20 protein-coding genes and 4 tRNA genes are annotated in these 24,278 nt (G+C 63.0%); 9 read left to right on the top strand and 15 right to left on the bottom strand.

Annotated elements, in window-relative coordinates; all coding sequences use genetic code 11:
• Positions 1-22 precede the first annotated feature (22 nt).
• Positions 23-1,528 (top strand): NAD(P)H-hydrate dehydratase, encoded by a 1,506-nt coding sequence (locus tag E4L98_RS07650; protein ID WP_135200969.1) that lies wholly within the window; start codon positions 23-25, stop codon positions 1,526-1,528.
• 91 nt (positions 1,529-1,619) lie between these two features.
• Here the strand turns inward: E4L98_RS07650 and E4L98_RS07645 are convergent, their stop codons facing one another.
• On the bottom strand, positions 1,620-2,297 hold the full coding sequence (locus tag E4L98_RS07645) for an ABC transporter ATP-binding protein (RefSeq protein ID WP_205746682.1): 678 nt from the start codon (positions 2,295-2,297) through the stop codon (positions 1,620-1,622).
• Positions 2,298-2,370: 73 nt separating this feature from the next.
• Between E4L98_RS07645 and E4L98_RS07640 the strand changes: the two genes are divergently transcribed.
• A complete protein-coding gene (locus tag E4L98_RS07640) occupies positions 2,371-3,021 on the top strand; it encodes an arylesterase (protein ID WP_135200968.1) in 651 nt (216 codons plus the stop codon).
• On the top strand, positions 3,018-4,079 hold the full coding sequence (mnmH, locus tag E4L98_RS07635) for a tRNA 2-selenouridine(34) synthase MnmH (RefSeq protein ID WP_135200967.1): 1,062 nt from the start codon (positions 3,018-3,020) through the stop codon (positions 4,077-4,079). The genes E4L98_RS07640 and mnmH overlap by 4 nt, the downstream gene beginning before the upstream one ends.
• A gap of 50 nt (positions 4,080-4,129) precedes the next feature.
• On the opposite strand, the gene E4L98_RS07630 is transcribed toward mnmH, so the two are convergent.
• From E4L98_RS07630 to E4L98_RS07575, 12 genes are all read right to left on the bottom strand, one after another.
• Positions 4,130-6,037 (bottom strand): SurA N-terminal domain-containing protein, encoded by a 1,908-nt coding sequence (locus E4L98_RS07630; protein WP_135200966.1) that lies wholly within the window; start codon positions 6,035-6,037, stop codon positions 4,130-4,132.
• Between the two features lie 287 nt (positions 6,038-6,324).
• Positions 6,325-6,401, bottom strand: a tRNA-Asp gene (locus E4L98_RS07625).
• Between the two features lie 30 nt (positions 6,402-6,431).
• Positions 6,432-6,508 (bottom strand) — tRNA-Asp (locus tag E4L98_RS07620).
• 62 nt (positions 6,509-6,570) lie between these two features.
• Positions 6,571-6,646: transfer RNA gene (locus E4L98_RS07615), tRNA-Val, on the bottom strand.
• Positions 6,647-6,699: 53 nt separating this feature from the next.
• Positions 6,700-6,972, bottom strand: a complete 273-nt coding sequence (gene hbs / locus E4L98_RS07610; RefSeq protein WP_135200965.1) for a non-specific DNA-binding protein Hbs — start codon at positions 6,970-6,972, stop codon at positions 6,700-6,702.
• A 181-nt stretch (positions 6,973-7,153) separates the two neighbouring features.
• A complete protein-coding gene (gene lon, locus E4L98_RS07605) occupies positions 7,154-9,565 on the bottom strand; it encodes an endopeptidase La (RefSeq protein ID WP_135200964.1) in 2,412 nt (803 codons plus the stop codon).
• Positions 9,566-9,839: 274 nt separating this feature from the next.
• On the bottom strand, positions 9,840-11,108 hold the full coding sequence (gene clpX / locus E4L98_RS07600) for an ATP-dependent Clp protease ATP-binding subunit ClpX (protein WP_135200963.1): 1,269 nt from the start codon (positions 11,106-11,108) through the stop codon (positions 9,840-9,842).
• Between the two features lie 145 nt (positions 11,109-11,253).
• The gene (gene clpP / locus E4L98_RS07595; protein ID WP_371857202.1) at positions 11,254-11,871 is read right to left on the bottom strand and encodes an ATP-dependent Clp endopeptidase proteolytic subunit ClpP; all 618 of its coding nucleotides are present in this window, start codon (positions 11,869-11,871) and stop codon (positions 11,254-11,256) included.
• Positions 11,872-11,946: 75 nt separating this feature from the next.
• Complete coding sequence (tig, locus tag E4L98_RS07590; protein ID WP_135200961.1) at positions 11,947-13,287, bottom strand: trigger factor; 1,341 nt, start codon at positions 13,285-13,287, stop codon at positions 11,947-11,949.
• 32 nt (positions 13,288-13,319) lie between these two features.
• Positions 13,320-13,406, bottom strand: a tRNA-Leu gene (locus E4L98_RS07585).
• 172 nt (positions 13,407-13,578) lie between these two features.
• Positions 13,579-16,665, bottom strand: a complete 3,087-nt coding sequence (locus E4L98_RS07580; RefSeq protein ID WP_135200960.1) for an efflux RND transporter permease subunit — start codon at positions 16,663-16,665, stop codon at positions 13,579-13,581.
• Complete coding sequence (locus E4L98_RS07575) at positions 16,662-17,771, bottom strand: efflux RND transporter periplasmic adaptor subunit (protein ID WP_135200959.1); 1,110 nt, start codon at positions 17,769-17,771, stop codon at positions 16,662-16,664. Before E4L98_RS07575 ends, E4L98_RS07580 begins: the two co-directional genes overlap by 4 nt.
• Positions 17,772-17,904: 133 nt before the next feature.
• Between E4L98_RS07575 and hpnC the strand changes: the two genes are divergently transcribed.
• The gene (hpnC, locus tag E4L98_RS07570; RefSeq protein ID WP_135200958.1) at positions 17,905-18,753 is read left to right on the top strand and encodes a squalene synthase HpnC; all 849 of its coding nucleotides are present in this window, start codon (positions 17,905-17,907) and stop codon (positions 18,751-18,753) included.
• Here the strand turns inward: hpnC and E4L98_RS07565 are convergent.
• Complete coding sequence (locus E4L98_RS07565) at positions 18,734-19,144, bottom strand: hypothetical protein (RefSeq protein ID WP_135200957.1); 411 nt, start codon at positions 19,142-19,144, stop codon at positions 18,734-18,736. The genes hpnC and E4L98_RS07565 overlap by 20 nt on opposite strands.
• A gap of 147 nt (positions 19,145-19,291) precedes the next feature.
• On the opposite strand from E4L98_RS07565, the gene hpnD reads away from it, so the two are divergent.
• From hpnD to E4L98_RS07545, 5 genes are all read left to right on the top strand, one after another.
• Positions 19,292-20,125: a presqualene diphosphate synthase HpnD gene (gene hpnD, locus E4L98_RS07560; protein ID WP_135200956.1), complete on the top strand. Its 834-nt coding sequence runs from the start codon at positions 19,292-19,294 to the stop codon at positions 20,123-20,125.
• The gene (gene hpnE, locus E4L98_RS07555) at positions 20,118-21,536 is read left to right on the top strand and encodes a hydroxysqualene dehydroxylase HpnE (RefSeq protein ID WP_135200955.1); all 1,419 of its coding nucleotides are present in this window, start codon (positions 20,118-20,120) and stop codon (positions 21,534-21,536) included. Before hpnD ends, hpnE begins: the two co-directional genes overlap by 8 nt.
• A 112-nt stretch (positions 21,537-21,648) precedes the next feature.
• The gene (locus E4L98_RS29960) at positions 21,649-21,804 is read left to right on the top strand and encodes a hypothetical protein (RefSeq protein ID WP_167761295.1); all 156 of its coding nucleotides are present in this window, start codon (positions 21,649-21,651) and stop codon (positions 21,802-21,804) included.
• A 23-nt stretch (positions 21,805-21,827) separates the two neighbouring features.
• The gene (locus E4L98_RS07550) at positions 21,828-22,622 is read left to right on the top strand and encodes a DUF1700 domain-containing protein (protein ID WP_135200954.1); all 795 of its coding nucleotides are present in this window, start codon (positions 21,828-21,830) and stop codon (positions 22,620-22,622) included.
• Positions 22,623-22,636: 14 nt separating this feature from the next.
• A complete protein-coding gene (locus E4L98_RS07545; RefSeq protein ID WP_135200953.1) occupies positions 22,637-23,443 on the top strand; it encodes a head GIN domain-containing protein in 807 nt (268 codons plus the stop codon).
• Here the strand turns inward: E4L98_RS07545 and E4L98_RS07540 are convergent.
• The coding region (locus E4L98_RS07540; protein ID WP_135200952.1) for a TIGR03862 family flavoprotein at positions 23,444-24,278 on the bottom strand (835 nt) is incomplete at its 5' end.

The raw sequence follows: 24,278 nt of genomic DNA, 5'->3' as shown, positions 1-24,278 counted from the left end.
ATATAGATGATAAAATGGCACGATGAATCCACTCTACACCGTCGCCGACATCCGCGCCGTCGACACCGCCGCCAAGGCCGCGCTGCCGGCGGGGGCGCTGATGCAGCGCGCCGGCCAGGCCGCCGCCAACGCCGCGCTCGACCTGCTGCCCTTCTCCACCAACCACGCCAAAGTGCTGGTGCTGGCCGGCCCCGGCGACAACGGTGGCGATGCGCTGGAAGCGGCGGCCCACCTGTCGTACACCGGCGCCCAGGTCACGCTGGTCCACCTGGCGCCGGGCGGCGTTGCCTCGGCCGAGCGGGAGGCCGCGTTACAGCGCGCGCGCGGCAGCGAGGTCCGCTTCCGCGCGATCGACGACATCAGCCTCGGCGGCACCGAATGGAATCTGGTGATCGACGGCTTGTTCGGCATCGGCCTCAAGCGCCCCATCAGCGGCGCGGTGGCGGCGCTGGTGAACGCCGTCAACCAGCTGCGCTGCAGCGTGCTGGCGCTCGACGTGCCGAGCGGCCTCGACGCGGACAGCGGTTGCGTGGTCGGTGCCGATGGCGTCGCCATTCGCGCCAGCCACACCGTCACCTTCATCGGCGACAAGCCTGGCCTGCACACCTGCGACGGTCGCGATTACGCCGGCCTGGTCGACGTCGCCCGGCTGGACATCGCCGCCGGCCATTACGGCCCCACGGCGCTGCACCTGAACGACGTCAAATTCTTCGCGCGGCACCTGCGCGCGCGCCGGCACAACAGCCACAAGGGCAGCTACGGCAACGTCGCCGTGATCGGCGGCGCCCCCGGCATGACCGGCGCCCCGATCCTGGCGGCGCGCGCGGCGCTGCACGGCGGCGCCGGCCGCGTCTACGTGCTGTTTCCAGACCAGCCGCTGCCGTGCGACCCGTGCCAGCCCGAACTGATGTGCCGTCTCGCCGGCGACTACGAGCTCGACCAGGCCACGCTCGTCATCGGCCCCGGGCTCGGCGACGGCGCCGCCGCGCGGGAACTGCTGGGCAGCGCCATCGCCAGCGGCAGCATGCTGCTGGCCGACGCCGACGCCCTGAACCTGCTGGCGGCCGAACCGTCATTGCAGACCGCGCTGGCCGCGCGCACCGCCGCCACCGTGCTGACCCCGCATCCGCTGGAAGCCGCGCGCCTGCTGGGCAGCGACATCAAGGGCGTGCAGTCCGACCGTCTGGCGGCCGCGCGCACGCTGGCGGCGCGGCTGAACGCCATCGTCGTGCTGAAAGGCTCCGGCACCGTGATTGCCGCGCCGGACGGCAACATCGTCATCAACACCACCGGCAATCCCGCGCTGGCCACGGCCGGCACCGGCGACGTCCTGTCCGGCCTGTGCGGCGCGCTGCTGGCGCAGGGCTGGCCGCGGTGGGAAGCGGCGCTGGCGGCCGTCTGGCTGCACGGCATGGCGGCCGACGTGCTGGTGGCCGAGGGCCGCGGCCCGATCGGCCTCACCGCGGCCGAGCTCATCCCCGCCATCCGCACCGCCCTCAACCGCATGGTCCAGCACCACGCACGTTAATCCGGGGTCAGTTCTGCCAATCGCACACGGCCTCAGCTGTAGCGGACGCTACAGCTGAGGCCGTGTGCGATTGGCAGAACTGACCCCGGATCTAGACCAGGCGGCCGGCGGCGATGGTGATGGTGCGGCCGCAGCGCGCGGCCATGGCCTGGTCGTGGGTGACCAGCACCAGGGTGGAACCATGTTGGCGGTTGAGCTCGAACATGAGTTTGATCACGGATTCGCCGGTGGCGGCGTCCAGGCTGCCCGTCGGTTCGTCGGCGAACAGCAGCGGCGGCTCGGTCACGAAGGCGCGCGCCAGCGCCACCCGCTGCTGCTCGCCGCCCGACAGATATTTCGGATAGTGCTTCAGCCGGCTACCCAGGCCGACCCGCTTGAGCATTTCTTCGGCGCGCTCGCGGGCGTGGAAGGCGCCCGACAGTTCCAGCGGCAACATGACATTTTCCAGCGCCGTCAGGTGCGCCAGCAGCTGGAAGGACTGGAACACGAAGCCCAGCTTTTCCTTGCGCAACGCGGCGCGGCCGTCTTCGTCCAGTGCATAAATGTCTACGCCATCGAGCACGACTTTGCCGGCGCTCGGGGTGTCCAGACCGGCCAGCAGCCCCAGCAGGGTCGATTTGCCTGAGCCCGATGCGCCAACAATCGCCAGCGTCTCTGCCTTTTGCACGGTAAAATCCACCTCGTGCAAAATCGTCAGTTCGCCGCTGGCATCGGCAACCCGCTTGGCCAGGCCGCTGACGACGATGGCCGGCGTGGCGCCGGCCGCCATGGCCGCCGCCGGCGACGGCGCCAAAGCCGGACCGTCCGGCACGAAATGGGAAGACGCGTTAGGGAAATCTGGCATGCTTAATCTGTTATATCGTTTATCTGGAAAACTGTCTGGTCAAGCAGTGGCCGCCCTGCTCCTGCTGGCGGCAGCGGCGAGCGCCTATTCTGCACCAAAAACCGTGCTTGTGCTCGGGGATAGCCTGTCGGCCGAATACGGCCTGGCGCGCGGCACCGGCTGGGTCGCGCTGGCCGAGCAAAAACTCAGACAGAATAACATCGATGCGGTGCTGGTCAACGCCAGCGTCAGCGGCGAGACCACCAGCGGCGGCCGCTCGCGTCTGCCGGCCCTGCTGAACAAGTACAAACCGGACGTGGTGGTGGTCGAGCTCGGCGCCAACGATGGCTTGCGCGGCCTGCCCGTGGCTGCGGCCCAGGCCAATCTGCGCGCCATCGCCGACACTGCGGTCAAGGCCGACGCCAGGGTGATGCTGATCGGCATCCGCATCCCGCCCAACTACGGCCGCGATTACGCCGACAAGCTGTACGCCATGTACGGTGCCGTCAGCAAGGACGTCAAGGCGCCGCTGGTGCCCTTCATGCTGGAGGGCGTGGCCGACAAGCCGCAGCTGTTCCAGCCGGACCGCCTGCATCCGCTGGCGGAAGCCCATCCAACCATCCTGGCCAATATCTGGCCCACGCTGCAAAAAACCATCAAGGCAAAATGAAATATCCGGAAGTTCTCGGCATCGAGCAGGTGCTATCGCAACTCGACTCCTTCGACGCCATCATCGACGCCCGCAGTCCGGGCGAATTTGCGCTCGACCATCTGCCCGGCGCCATCAACGCGCCGGTGCTGGATGATGAGCAACGTATCCGCGTCGGCACCATGTACAAACAGGACGGGTCGTTCGAAGCAAAAAAGGTGGGTGCCGCGCTGGTGGCGAAAAACATCGCGCGGCATATTGAAACATTGTGGCTGGAACAGCCGCGCGAATGGCGGCCGCTGGTCTACTGCTGGCGCGGCGGCAACCGCAGCGGTTCGATGGCGCATATCCTGGCCAGGATCGGCTGGCCGGTGGTGCAGCTGGAAGGCGGCTACAAGGCCTTCCGCCAACAGGTCAACGCCGACCTCGAACGGGCGCCGCAGCTGCGCTTTAAAGTCATTTGCGGCACCACCGGCAGCGGCAAGAGCCGGCTGCTGGAAGTGCTCGCCGCGCAAGGCGCGCAGGTGCTGGACCTGGAACAGCTGGCGGCGCATCGCGGGTCGGTGCTGGGCCATCTGCCCAGCCAACCCCAGCCCAGCCAGAAAGCGTTCGAGACCATGGTCTGGGACGCGCTGCGCCGCTTCGATCCGGCCCGTCCGGTGTTCGTGGAATCGGAGAGCAAGAAGGTCGGCAATCTGCGCGTGCCGGCCGCGCTGATGGACAGCATGCGCGCCGCGGACTGCATCGCGCTGGGGCTGTCCGTGCCCAACCGCGTGCGCCTGCTGATGGAGGATTACGAGCATTTCGTCGACAGTCCGGCCGCGCTGAACGGCCAGCTCGAGCACCTGACCCAGCTGCACGGCCGCGAGCAGATCGCGCGCTGGCAGGCCATGTCCGCCAACGGCGCCATGCCGCAACTGGTGGAAGAACTGCTGCTGCGCCACTACGACCCGGCCTATCTGCGCTCGATCGACCGCAACTTCGTCAAGTACGACGCCGCGCTGCCCCTGGATTTGCCCGACATCGACAACGCCAGCTTCGCCGCCGCCGCGCGCCACCTGATCGCGACGGCACAATAAAAAAGGCCGCTGTCTCAGCGGCCTTTCTTGATGGAGCCTATGGCCCTCGGTTACTTCACTTCGGTCACGGTCACATTGCTGATCGGCTTCAGGACTTTCACCTTGGCCTTTTGCTTCAGCAGCTCGATGTACTGTGCCATCTCCTGCTGGGCAACGATGTTGCCGATCTGCTCGGCCTCGGCCTTGCGCTGGGCTTCGTCCTGCTTCTCCGGCTGCTGCACCTTGGCGATGCGGTACAAACCGTAGCCCACGCCGGGCAGCTCGACGCCGACGTAGGCCGGCAGCTTGGCGGCGTCCGCCTTCATGATGGCTTGCATGGCCAGGCCGTTCACGCCCTGCGGATTCTGGCGCGACACCAGCTTGGCGGCGCCGAAGCCGGTGGCATCGCCCGATTTCCTGAACGCGGCCAGTTTTTCTTCGCCAGCCTTGGCGGCCAGCTTGCCGGCTTCCTCGATCGTCAGGCGCTGGCGGATCTGCGCGTCGACTTCGGCCAGCGGACGCTTGGCGGCCGGTTTGAATTCGACGATGCGGCCCGCCACCAGCGTGCTCGGCGCGGTCTCGACCGCTTCGGTATTGCGCTTGTTGGCGATCGATTCGTTCGAGAACAGCGCGCTCAGGAACTTGGCGTTGTTGTACGGTGCGGTGGCGCCCGGCGCCGGCGTGCGCGACACGCCGGCGGCGGTCTCGATCTTCAGGCCCAGCTTGTCGGCTACCGGTTTCAGGCTGTCGGCCTGCTCGTAGACGGTGTTGGTGAAGGTTTCAGCCATTTCCGAATACTTCTTGGCGGCCTTCTGCTTCTTCAGATCGGCGGCGACGTCGCCCTTGACGGTGTCCAGCGGCTTGACCACGGCTGGCTTCAGCTCGGTCACGGTCAACACGTGGAAGCCGAATTCGGACTGCACCACATCGCTGATCTCACCCTGCTTCAGCTTGGCGATCGCGCTTTCGACCGGCGCCACCAGCACGCCTTTTTCGATCACGCCCAGATCGCCGCCCTGCTCGGCCGAACCCGGGTCTTCCGACTTGGCCTTGGCGACCTTGGCGAAGTCGGCCGGATTCTTGCGCAGCTCGGCCATGATGGCTTCCGCCTTGGCCTTGGCGGCGGCGGTATCGGCCGCGCTGGCGCCTTTCTTGACGGTGATCAGGATGTGGCTGGCGCGGCGGGTTTCCGGCGTGGTGAACGCCTGCTGGTTCTTGGCGTAGTAGTCGGCCACCTCGGCGTCGGTGACGTTGATCTGGCTGGCGACGGCGTCCTGGTTGAACACCACGTATTCGATCCTGGCCTGTTCCGGCACCTCGAACTGCTTGGCGTTCTTGTCATAGTAAGCCTTGACCATGTCATCGGTCAGCTTCACCTGCGGCACGAATTCCGGCGCCGGCAGCAGCAGTTCCTGCACCTCGCGTTCCTGCGCCACGATGTTCGACAGATTGCCGGTGACGGTACGTGGCGCGAAACCGGTGCCTTCGACGGCGCCGGCCAGCTGCTGCAGGGCCAGGTCGCGGCGCATGCGGGCGTCGTTGTCGACCGGACGCAGACCTTGCGCGGCCAGAATCGCCTTGTAGCGCTCCATGTCGAAGTTGGCCGGGCCGCCGAACAGGTCCATGATGGCCTTCTGCAGCTGGGCATCGGTGACGGTCAGGTTGTTGTGGATGACTTCCGCGGCGATGGCGCGCTGGGCGATCAGCTGGTCCAGCACTTTCTGCTTGAACTCGGGCGTGTCGAACATTTTCTGGTCGAACTGGGCGCCCATCTGCTGGCGGTAGTTATCCAGCTGGGTGCGCACGGCGTTATCGAATTCGAGCTGGGTCAGCGGTTTGCCGTCGATCTTGGCGATGGTGCCGGCATCGTCACCGAAGCTCTTGTAGCTGCCGATACCGACAAACGCAAACGATGGCACGATGATGATGGCCAAAAAGATTTGCATCAAGCGTTGATGGGTACGAATAAATTCAAACATGGTCTCGGTTGGTTAAGACTTCCACATACAAAAAAGGCGAACTCGCGTTCGCCAATTCTCTTTAAAACTCAATGACTTACACAACACAGTGAAGCCGGAATATGCCGAAAAAATCAGTATCGCACGATTCTACAGGCGCACCGGTGGCTTAGCAAGCATCCGATTGTCAGTTTGATAGCTGGGTCACGGTTTAATTGATCGCCCATGCGCTAACACCGATAAATAAATAACCGGCGCGGAAAAAGAAAAACCCCGCAGCTCATAAAAGCTGCGGGGTATCTTGTTCTTGGCGGAGCGGACGGGGCTCGAACCCGCGACCCCCGGCGTGACAGGCCGGTATTCTAACCAACTGAACTACCGCTCCTGGTAGGTCCTACTTCTCTCAATATCTCGTTGGCGGAGCGGACGGGGCTCGAACCCGCGACCCCCGGCGTGACAGGCCGGTATTCTAACCAACTGAACTACCGCTCCAGCTGAATATTGAGGTGCTGCATTTTACTACTAAACTTACCGTTTGGCAAACGTTGTTTCTTTGGTGGGCGGTGAGAGGCTCGAACTCCCGACCTAAGCCTTGTAAGGGCTCCGCTCTACCAACTGAGCTAACCGCCCGTTTGCCGGTTTGGTGAACAGCCTTTATTGCCTGTGCCGCTCACCGAAGTCCGTTAGTTTACAGCATCTTTCAAAGCTTTACCAGCTTTAAATTTAGGAACTTTCGCTGCCTCGATAACGATTTCTTCTTTGGTGCGCGGGTTACGGCCGGTGCGCTCGGCGCGTTCGCTCACGGAGAAGGTGCCAAAGCCGACCAGGGTCACGCTGTCGTTGTTTTTCAGGCTGGTGGTCACGCCGTCGATCACTGCGTCCAGCGCGCGCGCGGCAGCCGCTTTCGAAATATCAGCGGTGGTGGCGATATGGTCGATCAATTCAGTCTTATTCAAAGCAATTCCCCGTCACTAAGGTTAAATCAGCGTTCCTGTTGAATACAGGAACCAAAAAAATGCAGGCCGTATTAAACAAGCCCGGCCGTCGTCGTGTCAAGGCTGCACTATAGAAAAATAAGTAAAAATAACAAAACAGGCGCCATAAAGGCGCCTGTTTCGCAATGCACTGCTTATTTAATTAGTGTTTTACCACGTCCGACTGACCGTCCGCCTTGGTCGCCGCGGCCGCCACGGCTTCCACCGGGGCGGTTTCCACCAGCGGTTCAGGCTGGCGTTCCAGGGCGATTTCCAGCACTTTGTCGATCCAACGCACCGGCACGATCTCCAGCTTGTTTTTGACATTGTCCGGAATGTCGGCCAGATCCTTGACGTTCTGCTCGGGAATCAGCACGGTCTTGATGCCGCCGCGCTGTGCCGCCAGCAGTTTTTCCTTCAGGCCGCCGATCGGCAGCACTTCGCCGCGCAGCGTGATCTCGCCGGTCATGGCCACGTCGGCGCGCACCGGAATGCCGGTAAATACCGACACCATGGCGGTGGTCATCGCGATGCCGGCCGACGGACCGTCTTTCGGCGTCGCGCCTTCCGGTACGTGGATATGGATGTCGGACTTCTCGAACTGCTCGGGCTTGATGCCCAGGCGGTTGGCGCGGCTGCGCACCACGGTGCGTGCGGCCTCGATCGATTCCTTCATCACATCGCCCAGCGTACCGGTGCGGATGACGTTGCCCTTGCCGGTCATGGTCACCGCTTCGATGGTCAGCAGATCGCCGCCCACCTCGGTCCATGCCAGGCCAACCACCTGGCCGATCTGGTTTTCCTTCTCGGCCACGCCGAAGTCGTAGCGGCGCACGCCCAGGAACTTGTCCAGGTTTTTCGGCGTGACCGTGACCTTCTTCTCCGACTTCTTCAGCAGCAGCATCTTCACCACCTTGCGGCAGATCTTCGACACTTCGCGTTCCAGCGAACGTACGCCGGCTTCACGCGTGTAGTAACGCACGATGTCGCGGATGGTGGCTTCGCTGACGGCGATCTCGTCCTCCTTCAGACCATTGTTCTTGATCTGTTTCGGCAGCAGATAGCGCTGGGCGATGCTGGTCTTTTCATCCTCGGTATAACCCGACAGGCGGATCACTTCCATCCGGTCCAGCAGCGCCGGCGGGATGTTGAACGAGTTCGAGGTCGCCACGAACATCACATCGGACAGGTCGAAATCGACCTCGATGTAGTGATCGGAGAAGGTGTGGTTCTGTTCAGGATCCAGTACCTCCAGCAGCGCCGACGATGGATCGCCGCGGAAGTCCGCGCCCATCTTGTCGATCTCGTCCAGCAGGAACAGCGGGTTGCGCACACCGACTTTCGCCAGCGACTGCAGCACCTTGCCCGGCATCGAGCCGATGTAGGTACGGCGGTGACCGCGGATCTCGGCCTCGTCACGCACGCCGCCGAGCGCCATGCGCACGAACTTGCGGTTGGTGGCGCGGGCGATCGACTGCCCCAGCGAGGTTTTACCCACGCCCGGAGGGCCGACGAAGCACAGGATCGGCGCTTTCAACTTGTCGACGCGCTGTTGCACCGCGAGGTACTCCAGGATGCGTTCCTTGACCTTCTCCAGACCATAGTGATCGCCTTCCAGCACCTTCTCGGCGTTGGACAGGTCGTTGTTGACCTTGGACTTTTTCTTCCATGGCAGGCTGACCAGGGTGTCGATGTAATTGCGCACCACGGTGGCTTCGGCCGACATCGGCGACATCAGCTTCAGCTTTTTCAACTCGGCGGTGGCCTTGTCCAACGCCTCTTTCGGCATCTTGGCCAGCGCGACCTTCTTCTCCAGCTCGTCCAGGTCGGCGCCGTCCTCGCCCTCGCCCAGCTCTTTCTGGATGGCCTTGACCTGCTCGTTCAGGTAGTACTCGCGCTGCGACTTTTCCATCTGGCGCTTGACGCGGCCGCGGATGCGTTTTTCGACTTGCAGGATGTCGAGCTCGCCTTCCAGCTGGCCGAGCAGATGCTCGAGGCGCTTGGCGACGCTGAAGATCTCCAGGATCACTTGTTTCTGCTCGAGCTTGAGCGGCAGATGGGCGGCCACGGTATCGGCCAGGCGGCCGGCGTCGTCGATGCCCGACAGCGAGGCCAGGATCTCCGGCGGAATCTTTTTGTTCAGCTTGACGTACTGGTCGAACTGCTGAACGATGGCGCGGCGCATGGCTTCGATTTCCGAATCGTCGCCCAGCTCGGAGTCGAGCGGCGTCAGATCGGCCGTGAAGTGCGTCGGCGTGTCGGTAATACGGTTGATGCGTGCACGCTGGGCGCCTTCGACCAGCACCTTGACGGTGCCGTCCGGCAGCTTCAGCATTTGCAGGATATTGGCCACGCAGCCGATCTCGTAGATGTCGGAGGCGGAAGGTTCGTCCTTGGCAGCGGCTTTTTGTGCGGCAAGCATGATGCTCTTGCCCTGCTCCATAGCGGCTTCCAGTGCCTTGATTGATTTCGGGCGCCCTACGAACAGCGGTATCACCATATGCGGAAAGACGACGACATCCCGCAGTGGCAATAACGGCAGCTGAGTTTGCTCAGTTAATTTGGAAGTAGTCATGGCGTAACCTTATTTGTAAGCGTGATTATGATGTGGGCGCTGTTTTGCCAAATCACAAGACCGACCTGCAAGAAATAATTCCTTAAATAAAAGAACGTTTTCCAAAGTTAGTCGTGCTCTAAAAGACAGCAAATAAAAAAGCCACGCGCGACGGGCTGTCACGAGTGGCTTTCCGAATGAAGCCTGCTTCTTTTATTGATTCCGATTGTACCGCCTCGGCCCACAGATGCGAAACGAATTTCGCATATCCACGGGGCAAGTGTGCACAAGTTATTTAATTCTCACCAGAAGCTTTTGCCTGCTCCTGATAAATCAACAAAGGTTTCGCGCCACTGGTGATGGTATTTTCATCGATCACCACCTTGGTAACATTGGTTTCATTCGGCAGGTCATACATGGTGTCCAGCAGCGCGTGTTCGAGGATCGAACGCAGGCCGCGCGCGCCGGTCTTGCGCGCCAGTGCCTTCTTGGCGATCGCGTGCAGCGCGGCCGGACGGATTTCCAGCTCGGCGCCTTCCATGTCCAGCAGCTTGGCGTATTGCTTGACCAGCGCGTTCTTCGGCTCGACCAGGATCTGGATCAGGGCTTCCTCGGTCAACTCGGCCAGCGTGGCCACGACCGGCAGACGGCCCACCAGTTCCGGGATCAGGCCGAACTTGATCAGGTCTTCCGGCTCCGCCTCCATCAGCACATCGCTGACGTTGCGCTCGGACTTGCTCTTGACCGAGGCGCCGAAACCGATGCCGGATTTTTCCGAACGGTTTTCGATCACCTTGGCCAGGCCGTCGAACGCGCCGCCACAGATGAACATGATGTTGGTGGTGTCGATCTGCACGAAGTCCTGGTTCGGGTGCTTGCGGCCACCCTGCGGCGGCACCGAGGCCATGGTGCCCTCGATCAGTTTCAGCAGCGCCTGCTGCACGCCCTCGCCCGAGACGTCGCGCGTGATCGACGGGTTGTCGGACTTGCGCGAGATCTTGTCGATCTCGTCGATATAGACGATGCCGCGTTGCGCCTTTTCCACATCATAGTTGCAGCTCTGCAACAGCTTCTGGATGATGTTCTCGACGTCCTCGCCGACGTAGCCGGCTTCGGTCAGGGTGGTGGCGTCGGCGATCACGAACGGCACGTTGAGCATGCGCGCCAGGGTCTGCGCCAGCAGGGTTTTGCCGGAGCCGGTAGGGCCGACCAGCAGGATGTTGGACTTGGCCAGTTCGACGTCGTCCTTCTTGCCCAGGTGCTTGAGGCGCTTGTAATGGTTGTACACCGCCACCGACAGGATGCGCTTGGCCGTCTGCTGGCCGATCACATACTGGTCCAGCAGGTCCTTGATTTCCTGCGGGGTGGGCAGATCCGATTTGGCGCCCGTCACCGACTCGATGGCCGACGTCTCGTCGCGGATGATGTCATTGCACAGGTCAATACATTCGTCGCAGATGAAGACGGACGGGCCGGCGATCAGCTTCTTCACTTCGTGCTGGCTTTTGCCGCAGAACGAGCAGTAAAGGAGTTTTTCGCCGCTGGAGGATTTTTTGTCTGACATGGGGCAATATTCTTTGGTTACAGAATGGGCAAGTTTTGAAGACGAGAAAAAACCCGTCCACAACCACATGCTACCCGAAATAAAAACGAAACGCCCAGACGATTAATCGCCCGGGCGTTGTTCTAGCTACGCTGCGAGGGAAGCATCAAGCCCGGTTGACCAACATCTTGTCGATCAGGCCATACTCTACCGCCTCTTCGGCCGACATGAAGCGGTCGCGATCGGTGTCTTTGGCGATCTGTTCGATCGACTGGCCGGTGCGTTCCGCCATGATCGAGTTCAGACGATGGCGCAGGTACAGGATTTCCTTGGCCTGGATTTCGATATCCGAGGCCATGCCCTGCGAACCGCCCGACGGCTGGTGAATCATGATGCGCGAGTTCGGCAGCGAGAAGCGCTTGCCCTTGGCGCCGGCCGCCAGCAGGAAGGCGCCCATCGACGCCGCCAGGCCGGTGCACAGCGTCGAAACGTCCGGCTTGATGAACTGCATCGTGTCGTAGATCGCCAGGCCGGCCGAGACCGAACCGCCGGGCGAGTTGATGTACAGCGAGATGTCCTTGTCCGGATTTTCGCTTTCCAGGAACAGCAGCTGCGCCACCACCAGGTTGGCCATCTGGTCGTTGACCGGGCCGACCATGAAGATAATGCGTTCCTTCAGCAGGCGCGAGTAGATATCGTAGGAGCGCTCGCCGCGGCCGCTTTGTTCCACCACCATCGGCACCAGACCGAGCATTTCGGTGTCCAGTGCCGGATTACGGTTCATACCAGTCATTCTATTTCCTTGTGAAGCAGCTTGTAGGCCGGAGTATTAATAATACATCATCCGGCCCAAACTGAATTACGCCTGAGCGTTGCTTCCCATCAGTTCGTCGAAGGCGATAACCTTGGACGAAGTCTTCGACAGGCCCAGGACATAGTTAACGACGTTTTCTTCCAATACAAGAGCTTCAACTTCAGCCAGACGACGACGGTCGCTGTAGTAGTACTTCAGCACTTCGCGCGGGTCTTCGTAGCTTTGGGCGAAGTCTTCGATCTGGGCCTTGACTTGCTCAGGCTGGGCTTGCAGCTTGTTCTCGCCCACCAGTTGCGACAGGATCAGGCCCAGGCGCACGCGGCGCTCGGCCTTCTCGGCGAACAGTTCTGGCGGGAATGGCACGTCCTTGACGTTCATGCCGCGCTGGGCCATGTCCTGGCGGGTCATTTCGGCCAGACGCTCGGTGTCCTGGGCGATCAGCGCCTTCGGGATGTCCAGGGTGGCGTTGGCCACCAGCGCGTCCATCACGGCTTCCTTGTTGCGCGCCTTGATGCGGCCGTTGACTTCGCGTTCCAGGTTGACCTTGATGTCTTCGCGCATCTTGGCGATGTCGCCATCGGCCACGCCCAGCGACTTGGCGAATTCAGCGTCGACTTCCGGCAGGTGCGCCCATTCCAGCTTTTTCAGGGTGATGGTGAACGAGGCGGTCTTGCCGGCCACGTCCTTGCCATGGTAGTCCTCGGGGAAGGCCAGCGGGAAGGTCTTGGATTCGCCGACTTTCAGGCCGACGGTGGCGGCTTCGAATTCCGGCAGCATGCGGCCCTCGCCCAGCACGAAAGCGTAGTCTTCCGCTTTACCGCCCGGGAATTCCACGCCGTCGATCGAACCGACGAAGTCCACGGTCACGCGGTCGCCGTTGGCGGCCACGGCTTCACCGCCGTCGCCGTGTTCGCCGGCTTCGCCCTTGGTGTGGAAATGCACGCGCTGTTTGCGCAGGATGTCGATGGTCTTGTCGATTTCGGCTTCCGACACTTCGGCCTTCACGGTTTCGATCTCGACCTTGGTCAGGTCGCCGATCTCAACTTCCGGATAGACTTCGAAGGTGGCGTCGAAGGTCAGCACGCCTTCTGGCGATTCGGCCTTCGGCTCGATGTTCGGGAAACCAGCCACGCGCAGCTGGTTTTCATTTGCGGCGTCGTTGAAAGCGCGGCCAACTTTATCATTCAGCACTTCGGTCTCGATCTGATAACCGTACTGCGCTGCGACCATTTTCAGAGGAACTTTGCCCGGACGGAAGCCTGGTGCCTTAGCCGTTTTGGCTTGCACTTTCAGGCGCTTCTCTACTTCAGTGCGGACTTCGGTCAGCGGGAAGGAGATCGTGATACGACGTTCGAGTTTGCCCAAGGTTTCGACTGCAGTTGCCATGTAAAATTCGTCCAAAAAAATAATAGTACAGTTGGTGCGAGGAGGGGGACTCGAACCCCCACACCATTGCTGGCGTCAGGACCTAAACCTGGTGCGTCTACCAATTTCGCCATCCTCGCGGCATGTTCGCATAAAAGCAAAGGGCGACTCGTAAGTGAAAACGGTCGCCCTATTCCCGCTCTTTTACGCAGGAGCTTTCAACTTCAGCGCGGTATTTTAGCGGGTTTTTCGGCGAAATGTGACCTTTTTTAGTATGTAGCCAACATTCCCCCTATTTTTCTGCTTTTTTGCTTATTTAATGGGCTTTTTCACCCGGAACCAGGCCGCATACAGGGCCGGCAGGAATAATAGAGTCAGTGCGGTGGCGAGGATCAGGCCGCCCATGATGGCCACCGCCATCGGTCCCCAGAACACCGAACGCGACAAGGGAATCATGGCCAGCGCCGCCGCCGCGGCGGTCAGGATGATCGGGCGGCAGCGCCGCACCGCCGATTCGACGATGGCGGTCCATGGATCGTGACCGGCCCGGATGTCCTGCTCGATCTGGTCGACCAGGATCACCGAGTTACGGATGATCATGCCGAACAGCGCGATGATGCCCAGGTTGGCCACGAAGCCCAGCGGCCGGCCGAACAGCAGCAAGGCCATCGCCGCGCCGGCCACGCCCAGCGGGCCGGTCAGGAACACCAGCAGCGCGCGCGAGAAGCTGTGCAACTGCAGCATCAACAGCGTCAGGATGATGAAGATCGCCACCGGCAGGTTGACGGCGATCGACGCCTCCGCCTCGCCGCTGTCCGAGGCCGTGCCCTTGACCGTGATCGCATAGCCGGCCGGCAGCGCCGCGCGCAGCGTGCCCAGTTGCGCATCGACCTGGCTCGACACGGTCGGTCCCTGGATATCGTCGGCCACGTCCGACTGCACCGTGATCGCCCAGTCGCGCCCTTCGCGCCAGACCACGCCCGGCTCCCAGACGAAATGCGCGCGGGCGATCTGGCTGATCGGCACCGACTTGCCGCTGGCGGTGGGAATATTGGTATCGTTCAGCACCGAGATGGTGGCGCGCTCCTCCAGCGGCTGGCGCAGCTGGATGTCGATCAGCCGTATCCCCTCGCGGAACTGGCCGATCACGGTGCCGGACAAAATGGTGTTCGCCGCCCGCATCACGGTCTGCGAGGTCACGCCGAGCGCTCGCATCTTGTCCTGGTCCAGATCCAGCCGCAGCACCTTGACCGATTCATTCCAGTTGTCGTTGACGCCGCGCGTGTTCGGATTGGCGCGCATGACGTCCTTGACCTGGTCGGCCACCGCGCGCACCTTGGCCACCTCGATGCCGCTGACACGGAACTGCACCGGATACGGCACCGGCGGACCGTTCGGCAGCAGCTTGACCCTCCCGCGCACCTCGGGGAAATCGCGCTTGAAGACATCCACGATCTTCTGCCGCAACTCGCCACGCGCCTTCAGGTCCCTGGGCAGCACGACCACCTGCGACACGTTGGTCTGCGGGAAAATCTGATCCAGCGGCAGGTAGAAACGCGGCGAGCCGGTGCCGACATAGCTGGTCACGCTCAGCACGCCCGGCTGTTTGCTGATGAAGGCTTCGAATTTCTTCACCTGCGCCTCGTTGGCGGCATACGTCGTGCCTTCCGGCGACCATAGCTCCACCATCAATTCGGGCCGGCTGGAATCCGGGAAAAACTGCTTTTCGATAAAGTTGAACCCGTACACCCCGGCCGCGAAGATCAACAGCGTGGCGACGATGGTGGTCTTGCGGAACTCGACGCACCAGTCGACCAGCGCGCGGAACTTGCGGAAACCGGGCGTGTCGAACAGTTCATGCTCACTGTGGCCGGCGGCATGCGGCTGCACTTTCAGCAGCACATAACCGAGATAGGGCGTGAACGTCACCGCCACCACCCACGAAATCACCAGCGCCAGCGCGTTCACCGAGAACAGCGAGAAGGTGTATTCCCCCGCCGCCGACTTGGCCATGCCGATCGGCAGGAAGCCGGTCACCGTGATCAGCGTGCCGGTCAGCATCGGCATCGCGGTCGAGGTGTAGGCGAAGGTGGCGGCGTCGAAGCGCGACATGCCCTCCTCCATCTTGCGCACCATCATTTCCACCGCGATGATGGCGTCATCCACCAGCAGGCCCAGCGCGATGATCAGCGCACCCAGCGAAATCTTGTGCAGGTCCACGTCCAGCATGCGCATGAACAGGAAGGTCACCGACAGCACCAGCGGGATGCTGAGCGCCACCACCAGCCCCGGGCGCACATCCAGCCGCAGCGGCTTGCCATGCAGCCCCAGCGAAACGAAGCTGACCGCCAATACGATCAGAACCGCCTCGATCAGCGTATGCACGAATTCACCGACCGATGCCGTCACCTCCTCCGGCTGATTGGCCACCCGATGCAGTTCTATCCCCACCGGCAGCTTGGCCTTGAGCCGGGCCACGGTCTTTTCCATGTGCTTGCCCAACTCGATGATGTTGCCGCCCTTTTCCATCGACACGCCCAGGCCGATGACTTCCCTGCCGTTGAAGCGCATCTTGGTGACCGGCGGATCTTCGTAGCCGCGCTTGATGGTGGCGAAGTCGCCGAGGCGGAAGGTGGTGCCGTTGGCGCGCAGTTCCAGTTCTTCCAGATCCTTCACGGTCTTCAGCGCGCCGGTCACGCGCACTTGCAGATTGTCGGTCGGCGTCACCAGCACGCCGGTCGATTCCACATTGTTCTGGGTGGCGATCTGGTTGACGATGGTCTCGATCGGAATCCCGAGCTGGGCGAACTTCTGGTGCGAGAACTCGATGTTGATCTTTTCGTCCTGCACGCCGAGCAGCTCGACCTTGGACACCGCCGGTACCGACAACAATTGCTGGCGCACGAAATCGGCATAATCCTTCATCTCGGCGTAAGTGAAGCCATCGCCCGACAGCGCAAAGATGGAGCCGTAGGTATCGCCGAACTCGTCGTTGAAGGCCGGCCCCAACACGCCGGCCGGCAGCGTGCCGCGGATGTCGCCGACCTTTTTGCGCACCTGATACCAGGAATCGGCCACGCTTTTGGGCGGCACCGATTCGCGCAACTTGAGCATGATCACCGTCTCGCCCGGCTTGGAATAGCTCGAAATCTCGTCGATACCCGGGGTTTCCTGCAGCTTTTTCTCGATCTTGTCGGTGACCTGCTCGGCCATCTGCAACGCGGTGGCGCCGGGCCAGCGCGCGCTCACCACCATGATGCGGAAGGTGAACGGCGGATCTTCGTCCTGACCGAGGTTGACGTAGCTGAGTATGCCGCCCAGCAGCAGCACCGCGATCAGGTAGCGGGTCAGCGGGATGTGTTCGAGCGCCCAGCGCGAGAGGTTGAATCCCTCCTTCATTTTTGCGCCCCGGCTGCCGGCGCCATGCCCAGGTCGTCGCCGAGGATGGTCACCTTCTGTCCGGGCTTCAGCAGATTGACGCCGGCCGTCACCACCGTCTGCCCGGCCTGGACGCCACCGGCCAGGATGATGTCGTTGCCGGCCACGCCGCCGATAGTGACCGGCACCAGCCGCACCACGCCGTTCTCCACCACCCACACCGAGCTGGCGGATTTCTCATAGAACAGCGCCGTCAGCGGCACCTTGATCTGCGGCGTCGCCGTGCGCGACGCGAACTGCACCACCGCCGTCATGCCCAGCTTGGCCTCCGCCAGCGAATCGGGAATCGCCACCTTGAACGTATAGGTGCGGGTGGACGGATCGGCCACCGGCGAAATCTCGCGGATCCTGCCGGCCACGCTGTGATCGGGATCGGCCCACAAGCGCACCTGCACGTCGGGCACCTGGCGCAAGGTATCCACCTTGTCTTCCGGGATGCCGATCACGATCTCCTTCTCGCCGGACTTGGCCACGCGCACCACCGGCGTGCCCGGCGACACCACCTGGCCAATTTCCGCATCGACCGAGGTCACCACCCCGTCAGTGTCGGACAACAGCGCGGAATAGGCGGCCTGATTGGACTGGCCGCGGTACATCGCCTGCTGGGCATCGACAGTGGCCTGCGCCGCCTTATAGGTCGATTCCTTGGAATCGAGCACCGTCTGGCTGACGAAGCTTTTGGAGCGCAGCTCCTGATAGCGCGCCAGCTCGGCCTTGGCCAGGTCGCGGTTGGTCTCGGCTGCGCGCAGATTGGCCAGCGCCTGGGCCTGCGACAGCTGCAAATCCTGCGGATCCAGCTGCATCAGAACCTGCCCCTTCCTAACCAGCGTGCCGACATCCACCTTGCGGCTGATGATCTTGCCGCCGACGCGAAAGCCCAGGCGCGACTCGACCCGCGCCCGCACCTCGCCGGAGAACTCGGCATTGACATCGACATCGCTGCCGACCAGTTTGATGACCCGCACAGGCCGGATGTCTTCGGTCTTTTCGGCCGGTCTGGAACAGCCGGCCAGTGCGGCGGCAAGCAGCAAGCTCGCAATCACGGAGATTTTTGGAGAGGCAGCCACGGTCTTATCCTTTAGTCTTGCCCTGTAGTCAGGATGGCACTACCATTACAGGTTGGAAATTAATGACTTTCCGTTAATTAATTATAAGACGAAAAATGACTTTGGCGTCATTTAAATTTTGACGCAGCAATTTATGCCGGTAGACCACTACGAAAACTTCCCTGTCGCATCGATTTTATTACCAAAACGCTTACGTCCCGCGGTGGAAGCGATCTATGCATTCGCCCGCAGCGCCGACGATCTGGCCGATGAAGGCGACGCCACGCCGGAACAACGCCTGACGGCGCTGACCGCTTATGAAGCGGCGCTGGACCGCATCGGCCAGGGCGCGACCGATCACGCCCCCATGTTCGAGCGTCTGGCGCAGGTGGTGCGGGAATATGAAATGCCGCTGCGGCCGCTGTACGATCTGCTGTCCGCCTTCAAGCAGGATGTGACGGTCAGCCGCTATGCCAGCTACGAAGCGCTGCTCGATTACTGTGCCCGCTCGGCCAACCCGGTCGGCTACATGATGCTGCACCTGTACGGCGCCGCCGATGAAGACAATGTGCGCGACTCGGACGCCATCTGCAGCGCACTACAGATCATCAATTTCCTGCAGGACGTGGCGATCGATCTGCACAAGGAGCGCATTTACATTCCGCTCGAAGACTTGAACCGTTACGCGATATCACCGGCGGCGCTGGAGCACCCGAGCGCCCGCGCGCGCTGGCGTTCGCTGATGCGCTTCGAGGTGGACCGCGCCCGCGACCTGATGCTGAGCGGCGCACCGCTGGCGCTGCGCCTGCCCGGCCGCATCGGCTTCGAGTTGCGCCTGGTGGTGCAAGGCGGCCTGCGCATCCTCGATGCGATCGAAAAAGTGGAATACGATGTGTTTCTGCACCGGCCCAAGCTGGCCAGGCGCGACTGGTGGGCCATCCTGTGGGCGGCCGTGCGCATGAAAAAACGGATGAGGGGCTTGCTTAAACCGGGGCGAGCGTAAGCGCCGGGTTGTAACGCGGCTCATTGCGCGTGCGCATGGCCGGCGCCGGCACCGAGGACGATGGCGGCGGTACCACCTTGGGCGCGGCCTGCACCGGCTTGCTCTGCTTGAGCACCAGTTCGCGCACCGACGCCGCCTCGGTCACCGAGATCGCCGTCTGGCAATTGATGCCTTCGTTGGAAAACTGCCATTCCTGGTAATCGGCGGAGTTAAGCTGGTGCAGTTTCTGCTCGTCCATCGCGCGGCAGCGGCTGGCCACCTGCTGGGCTTCCTGCAAGTGCTGGGTGTAATAGGTTGCGGAGCGCATCGGCGCCGCATCTTCCGCCGACGAGCCCTCACATCCGCACAGCACGGGGACGAATAACAAGGCGGTGACGATCTGCGGGTACATACGTGGGGCGACTCCGTTGAAGGTAACATATTGTATCTAAAAACTTCCCGGCTGGCATCACATCGAACGGGTTACCCAAATAATGAACCGACATTATTGCGCGATCCGCTAGAATAGCGACTTCGAATAGTCCCTTGCTTTTTATTCATGTCTCCCGACGACTACTGCCAGCAAAAGACCGCCCAGAGCGGCTCCAGTTTTTACTACAGCTTTTTGTTCCTGCCGCCGGAACGTCGTCGCGCCATCACCGCCCTGTACGCCTTCTGCCGCGAGGTCGATGACACCGTCGACGAGTGCACCGACGAATCCATCGCCCGCATCAAGCTGGCCTGGTGGCGCAAGGAGATTTCGGCCATGTACGCCGGCGGGCAGACCCATCCCGTCACCCAGGCGCTGGCGCCGCACCTGCAGGTCTACGACCTCAAGGAAGAACACCTGCAGGCCATTATCGACGGCATGGAAATGGACCTTAACCAGACCCGTTACCTCGATTACGCCGCGCTCAACAAATACTGCTGGCACGTGGCCAGCGTGGTCGGCATCCTGTCGGCCAGCATCTTTGGCGTGACCAATCCGCAGACCCTGCAGTTCGCCGAAAAGCTGGGGTTGGCGTTCCAGCTGACCAACATCATCCGCGACGTCGGCGAAGATGCGCGCAAGGGCCGCATCTACCTGCCGATCAACGAGCTGCAGCAGTTCAACGTCACCGCCGCCGAGATCCTCAACGCCAAGCACACCGACAAGTTCGAAAAGCTGATGGCGTTCCAGATCGCCCGCGCGCAAACCGTGTACGACGAAGCATTCGCGCTGCTGCCCAGGGAAGACCGGCGCGCCCAGCGTCCCGGCCTCATGATGTCGGCCATCTACCGTACCCTGCTGACCGAAGTGGAGGCCGACGGCTACCACGTGCTGCAGCACCGCATCTCGCTGACACCCATCCGCAAGCTGTGGCTGGCGTGGAAGACCTACGTCCGTGGCTGAGCGGGCGCCCGCCGACAAGCGCGGCCAGGGCGACGCCGGCCAGGCGGCGCGCAACATTGCCGTGATCGGCGCCGGCTGGGCCGGTTGCGCGGCGGCGGTCGAACTGGCGCGTGCCGGTTACAAGGTCACGCTGCTGGAAGCCGCGCGCACGCTGGGCGGCCGCGCCCGGCGCGTCGAAACCGACCGCAGCAAGCATCTCGATAACGGCCAGCACATCATGCTCGGCGCTTACAGCGAAACTTTGCGTCTGCTGCGGCTGACCGGCATCGATCCGGACCAGGCCCTGCTCACGCTGCCGCTGCAGATGCGCTACCCGCCCAACACCGGCGGCATGGATTTTCGCGCCCCGGAACTGCCGTTGCCGGCCCCGCTGCATCTCGCGGTGGCGCTGATCCGCGCTCAGGGATTGCTGCCCGAAGACAAGCTGAGTCTGGCACGCTTTTCCACCACGGCGCGCTGGATGGGCTGGCAGCTGCAGCACGATTGCAGCGTCAGCGAACTGCTGGCGCGCTTCGACCAGACCCCGCGTCTGATCAAGCTGATGTGGCGTCCGCTGTGCCTGGCCGCATTGAATACGCCGCCGGAGCGCGCCTCGGCCCGCATCTTCCTCAACGTGCTGCGCGACAGCCTGGGCGCGCGCCGCCGCGCATCGGACATGCTGCTGCCGCGCACCGATCTCAGCGCGCTGCTCCCGCAGGCCGCGGCGGCGTATGTCGAATCCCGTGGCGGCGCGGTGCGCAGCGGCGCCAAGGTCCAGGCCATCCGCAACATCGAAGGCCGCGTATGGCAGCTCGATATCAGCGGCAGCGCGGTGGGCGGCACCTGGAGCACGTATTTCGGCGGCGTGGTCGTCGCCACTGGTTCCAGCCAGGCCGCCACGCTGCTGCACGACATCCCGGACCGCGACACCGCCGCCGTGTGCGCCGGCCTGACCGCGTTCGCGCCGGAAGCCATCACCACCGTCTACCTGCAATACGACGCGGCCATGCGCCTGGCGCTGCCGTTTTACGCCCTGGTCGACGATCCGGACAACCATCAGTACGGCCAGTTCGTGTTCGACCGCGGCCAGCTGGACGACCGCCAGGCGGGCCTGCTGGCGGTGGTGATCAGCGCCTCCGGCCCGGTGGCCGCCCAGCCGCAGGAATTGCTGGCCGAGGCGGTGGCGGTGCAATTGGCGGTGGTGTTCCAGAATCCCGATTTCGGCCGGCCGCGCTGGTTCAAGGTCATCACCGAGAAACGCGCCACCTATGCCTGCGTCCCGGACCTGGTCCGTCCGGGCAACGACACCGGCCTGCCCGGTCTGGTCCTGGCCGGCGACTACACGGCCGGCGACTACCCCGCCACGCTGGAATCGGCGGTGCGCAGTGGCGTGACCGCTGCCAGCCTGTTGAAGAGGAGCACCGTCCAGTAGCCCTTTTCAGTCGCCTGTTCCGCGTTTTTTGCAGCCTGTCACACACCGATAGCGTCCCGGCGTCCGCTTGCGTACAGTTGCAACATCGGAAAAAGGACATATTGGAATGGAAATGAAACACTCCCTCACCCTGAAAACGCTCGTGCTGCTGGCCTTCGTGGCGGCCGCGACCGCAGCGATCGTGCATCCCGCGCTGCAGGCGGACAGCGTGATGGCGATGGCCAACACCACGGCGAGCGGCCTCCCCCTGCCGACGTCGTTTCACTGAAGAAAGATTGGGGACTGAAGATCATGACCAAGCAGCAATACCTCGACGCGCTCAAGCAGGCCATGCAGGGTCTGCCGCCGGAAACGGTGGCCAGGACGCTGGCCTACTATGAGCAGCGCTTCGTCGACGGCCTGGTGGCCGGCAAGAGCGAGGCCGAGGTGTATCAGGAGCTGGACGAGCCGCGCAAGATCGCCATGACGTTGCGCGCCACCGCTCACCTCAACGCCTTCGAGCAGAAAAAGACGCCGGTCAACCTGGCGCGCGTGCTGGTGTCGTTCATCGGTCTGGCCATCTTCAACCTGTTCATGGTGATCCCGGCCATGGTGTACGCCTGCCTGCTGGGCGCGGTCTACATTTCGGCCTTCGCCTTTTACATCGGCGGCGTGGCGCTGACCGCCAGCGGCCTGTCGGGCCAGAACGAACTGGCGCTGGAAGGCCCGCTGCATCACGCCATGGAATTCGCCAACGCCCACTTCGGCACCGAGGCCGACGACGAGGACGCCGAAGGCTGGCGCGTTTCGATCAACAGCATGGGCGTCCAGGTCAACAAGGATGATCAGCCGGGACCGGCGACGGACGCCCCGGAGCTGAGCCGCAGCGGCCGTCTGCTGAACCGCGCCGAGGCCGTGGCCACCGGCGACCTGCATATCACCACCGATTTCGACAACGGCGCGCGCACCACGCAGTCGCTGATCGGCATGGGGCTGATCCTGGGCGGCATCGGCCTGTGCCTGATCAGCATCGTGGCGACGCGCTACACGCTGATCGGCCTGAAACGCTATGTGGCAATGAATGTCTCGCTGTTGCGCGGACGCTAGAACGGAGTGGATAGATGCGGGCATTGATGAAAATCGGGGTGGGACTGCTGGTGCTGGCGTTCGCGCTGATCGGCGTCACCTACAGCATGCTGAAGGCCTACGGCAGCAGCAGCCCGACCAGCGTGGCCGGCCGCTCGCTGGGCAGCGAAACGCGCAAGGTGGACGCCATGGCGACGTCGGTGGAATTGAGCGGGCCGATCGACCTGATCCTGATGCAAGGGCCAACCGCCTCGCTCAAGGTGCGCGGCGAACAGCGCTCGCTGGCCAATATCGAAACCATCCAGGACGGCCGCGATCTGCACATCGGCACCAAGGGCATGATCCTCAATCCGCGCCACCGCCTGCAGGTGGAGCTGGTGCTGCCGTCGCTGGAAGAACTGATGATCAGCAGCAGTGGCGACACCAAGGTCGGCGGCTTTAATGGCGAACGCCTGGAACTGCAGCTGCACGGCTCGGGCAATGTGAATTTCAGCGGCCGCTATCGCAAACTGAGCGCCGGCGCCCACGGCAGCGGCAACCTGACCCTGAACGCGGGCAGCTCTGAGCACGTGGAACTGGAGATGGTGGGCTCGGGCCAGTTGTCGGCGTCCGGCAGCTGCAAAACGCTGGAAGCTGAACTGACCGGTTCCGGCGACCTCGATGCGCGCCACCTGGCGGCGGACAAGGTGACCGTGAATCTGAAGGGATCGGGCACCAGCCATGTCTTCGCCAAGCAGTCGGCCGATCTGACCCTGCGCGGCAGCGGCGATATCCGCGTGCTGGGCAACCCGGACCAGCGCAACGTCAGCCGCACCGGTTCCGGTGAGGTCAGCTGGGAATAATCAGGCGCGGCCCGCGCGCCAGGCCAGCGCGTCGCGCGCGGCGGCGATGCCGCTGGCGAAGCAGGCCGTCAGCAGATAGCCGCCGGTCGGCGCCTCCCAGTCGACCATTTCTCCCGCCACGAATACGCCCGGCAGCGCTTTCAGCATGCTGCCTTGCAGCGCGTCCCAGCGCACACCACCGGCGGTGCTGATCACTTCATCGATGGGGCGTGGACGCAGCAGACGCACCGGCAGACGCTTGATGCCGGCCGCCAGCTGCGTCTCATCGGCAAACTGGTCCCTGCTCAGGCACTCGCGCAGCAGCCCCGCTTTCACACCCTTGATACCGAGGCGCCCCTGCAGATGGCTGGACATGGAACGTGCGCCGCGCGGGCGCGAGACCTCGTCCAGCACACGCTGTTCGCTCCAGTCGGGCATCAGGTCGAGCCAGATGGTGGCATGGCCTTCGGCCGCGATCTGGTCGCGCAGCGCGGCGGACAAGGCGTAAATCAGGCTGCCCTCGACGCCACCCTGGGTGACCACAAACTGGCCTTGCCTGCGCATCTCCCGGCCATCGGCATCGCGCGCGATCACGGCCACCGTCATCAGCGGTTCGCCGGCGTGGCGACTGCTGAAATGTCCGCTCCAGGCGACGTCGAAGCCGCAATTGGACGGCGCCAATGGCGCCAACTCCACACCGCGCGCGGCCAGCAGCGGCATCCACGCGCCGTCCGAACCCAGGCGCGCCCAACTCCCGCCGCCCAGCGCCAGGATCACCGCGTCCGCGCGCACCGCCACTTCAACGGCGTCGCCGCCGGGCACAGACGGGGAACCGCCGCCGGCATCCGCACCGGCC

It is taken from the genome of Duganella callida, assembly GCF_004614165.1.
In the GTDB taxonomy this organism is placed as follows: Bacteria; Pseudomonadota; Gammaproteobacteria; order Burkholderiales; family Burkholderiaceae_D; genus Rugamonas; species Rugamonas callida.
Note: the sequence above shows the minus strand (reverse complement) of the source record. Positions and strands in the feature narration are given on the sequence as shown.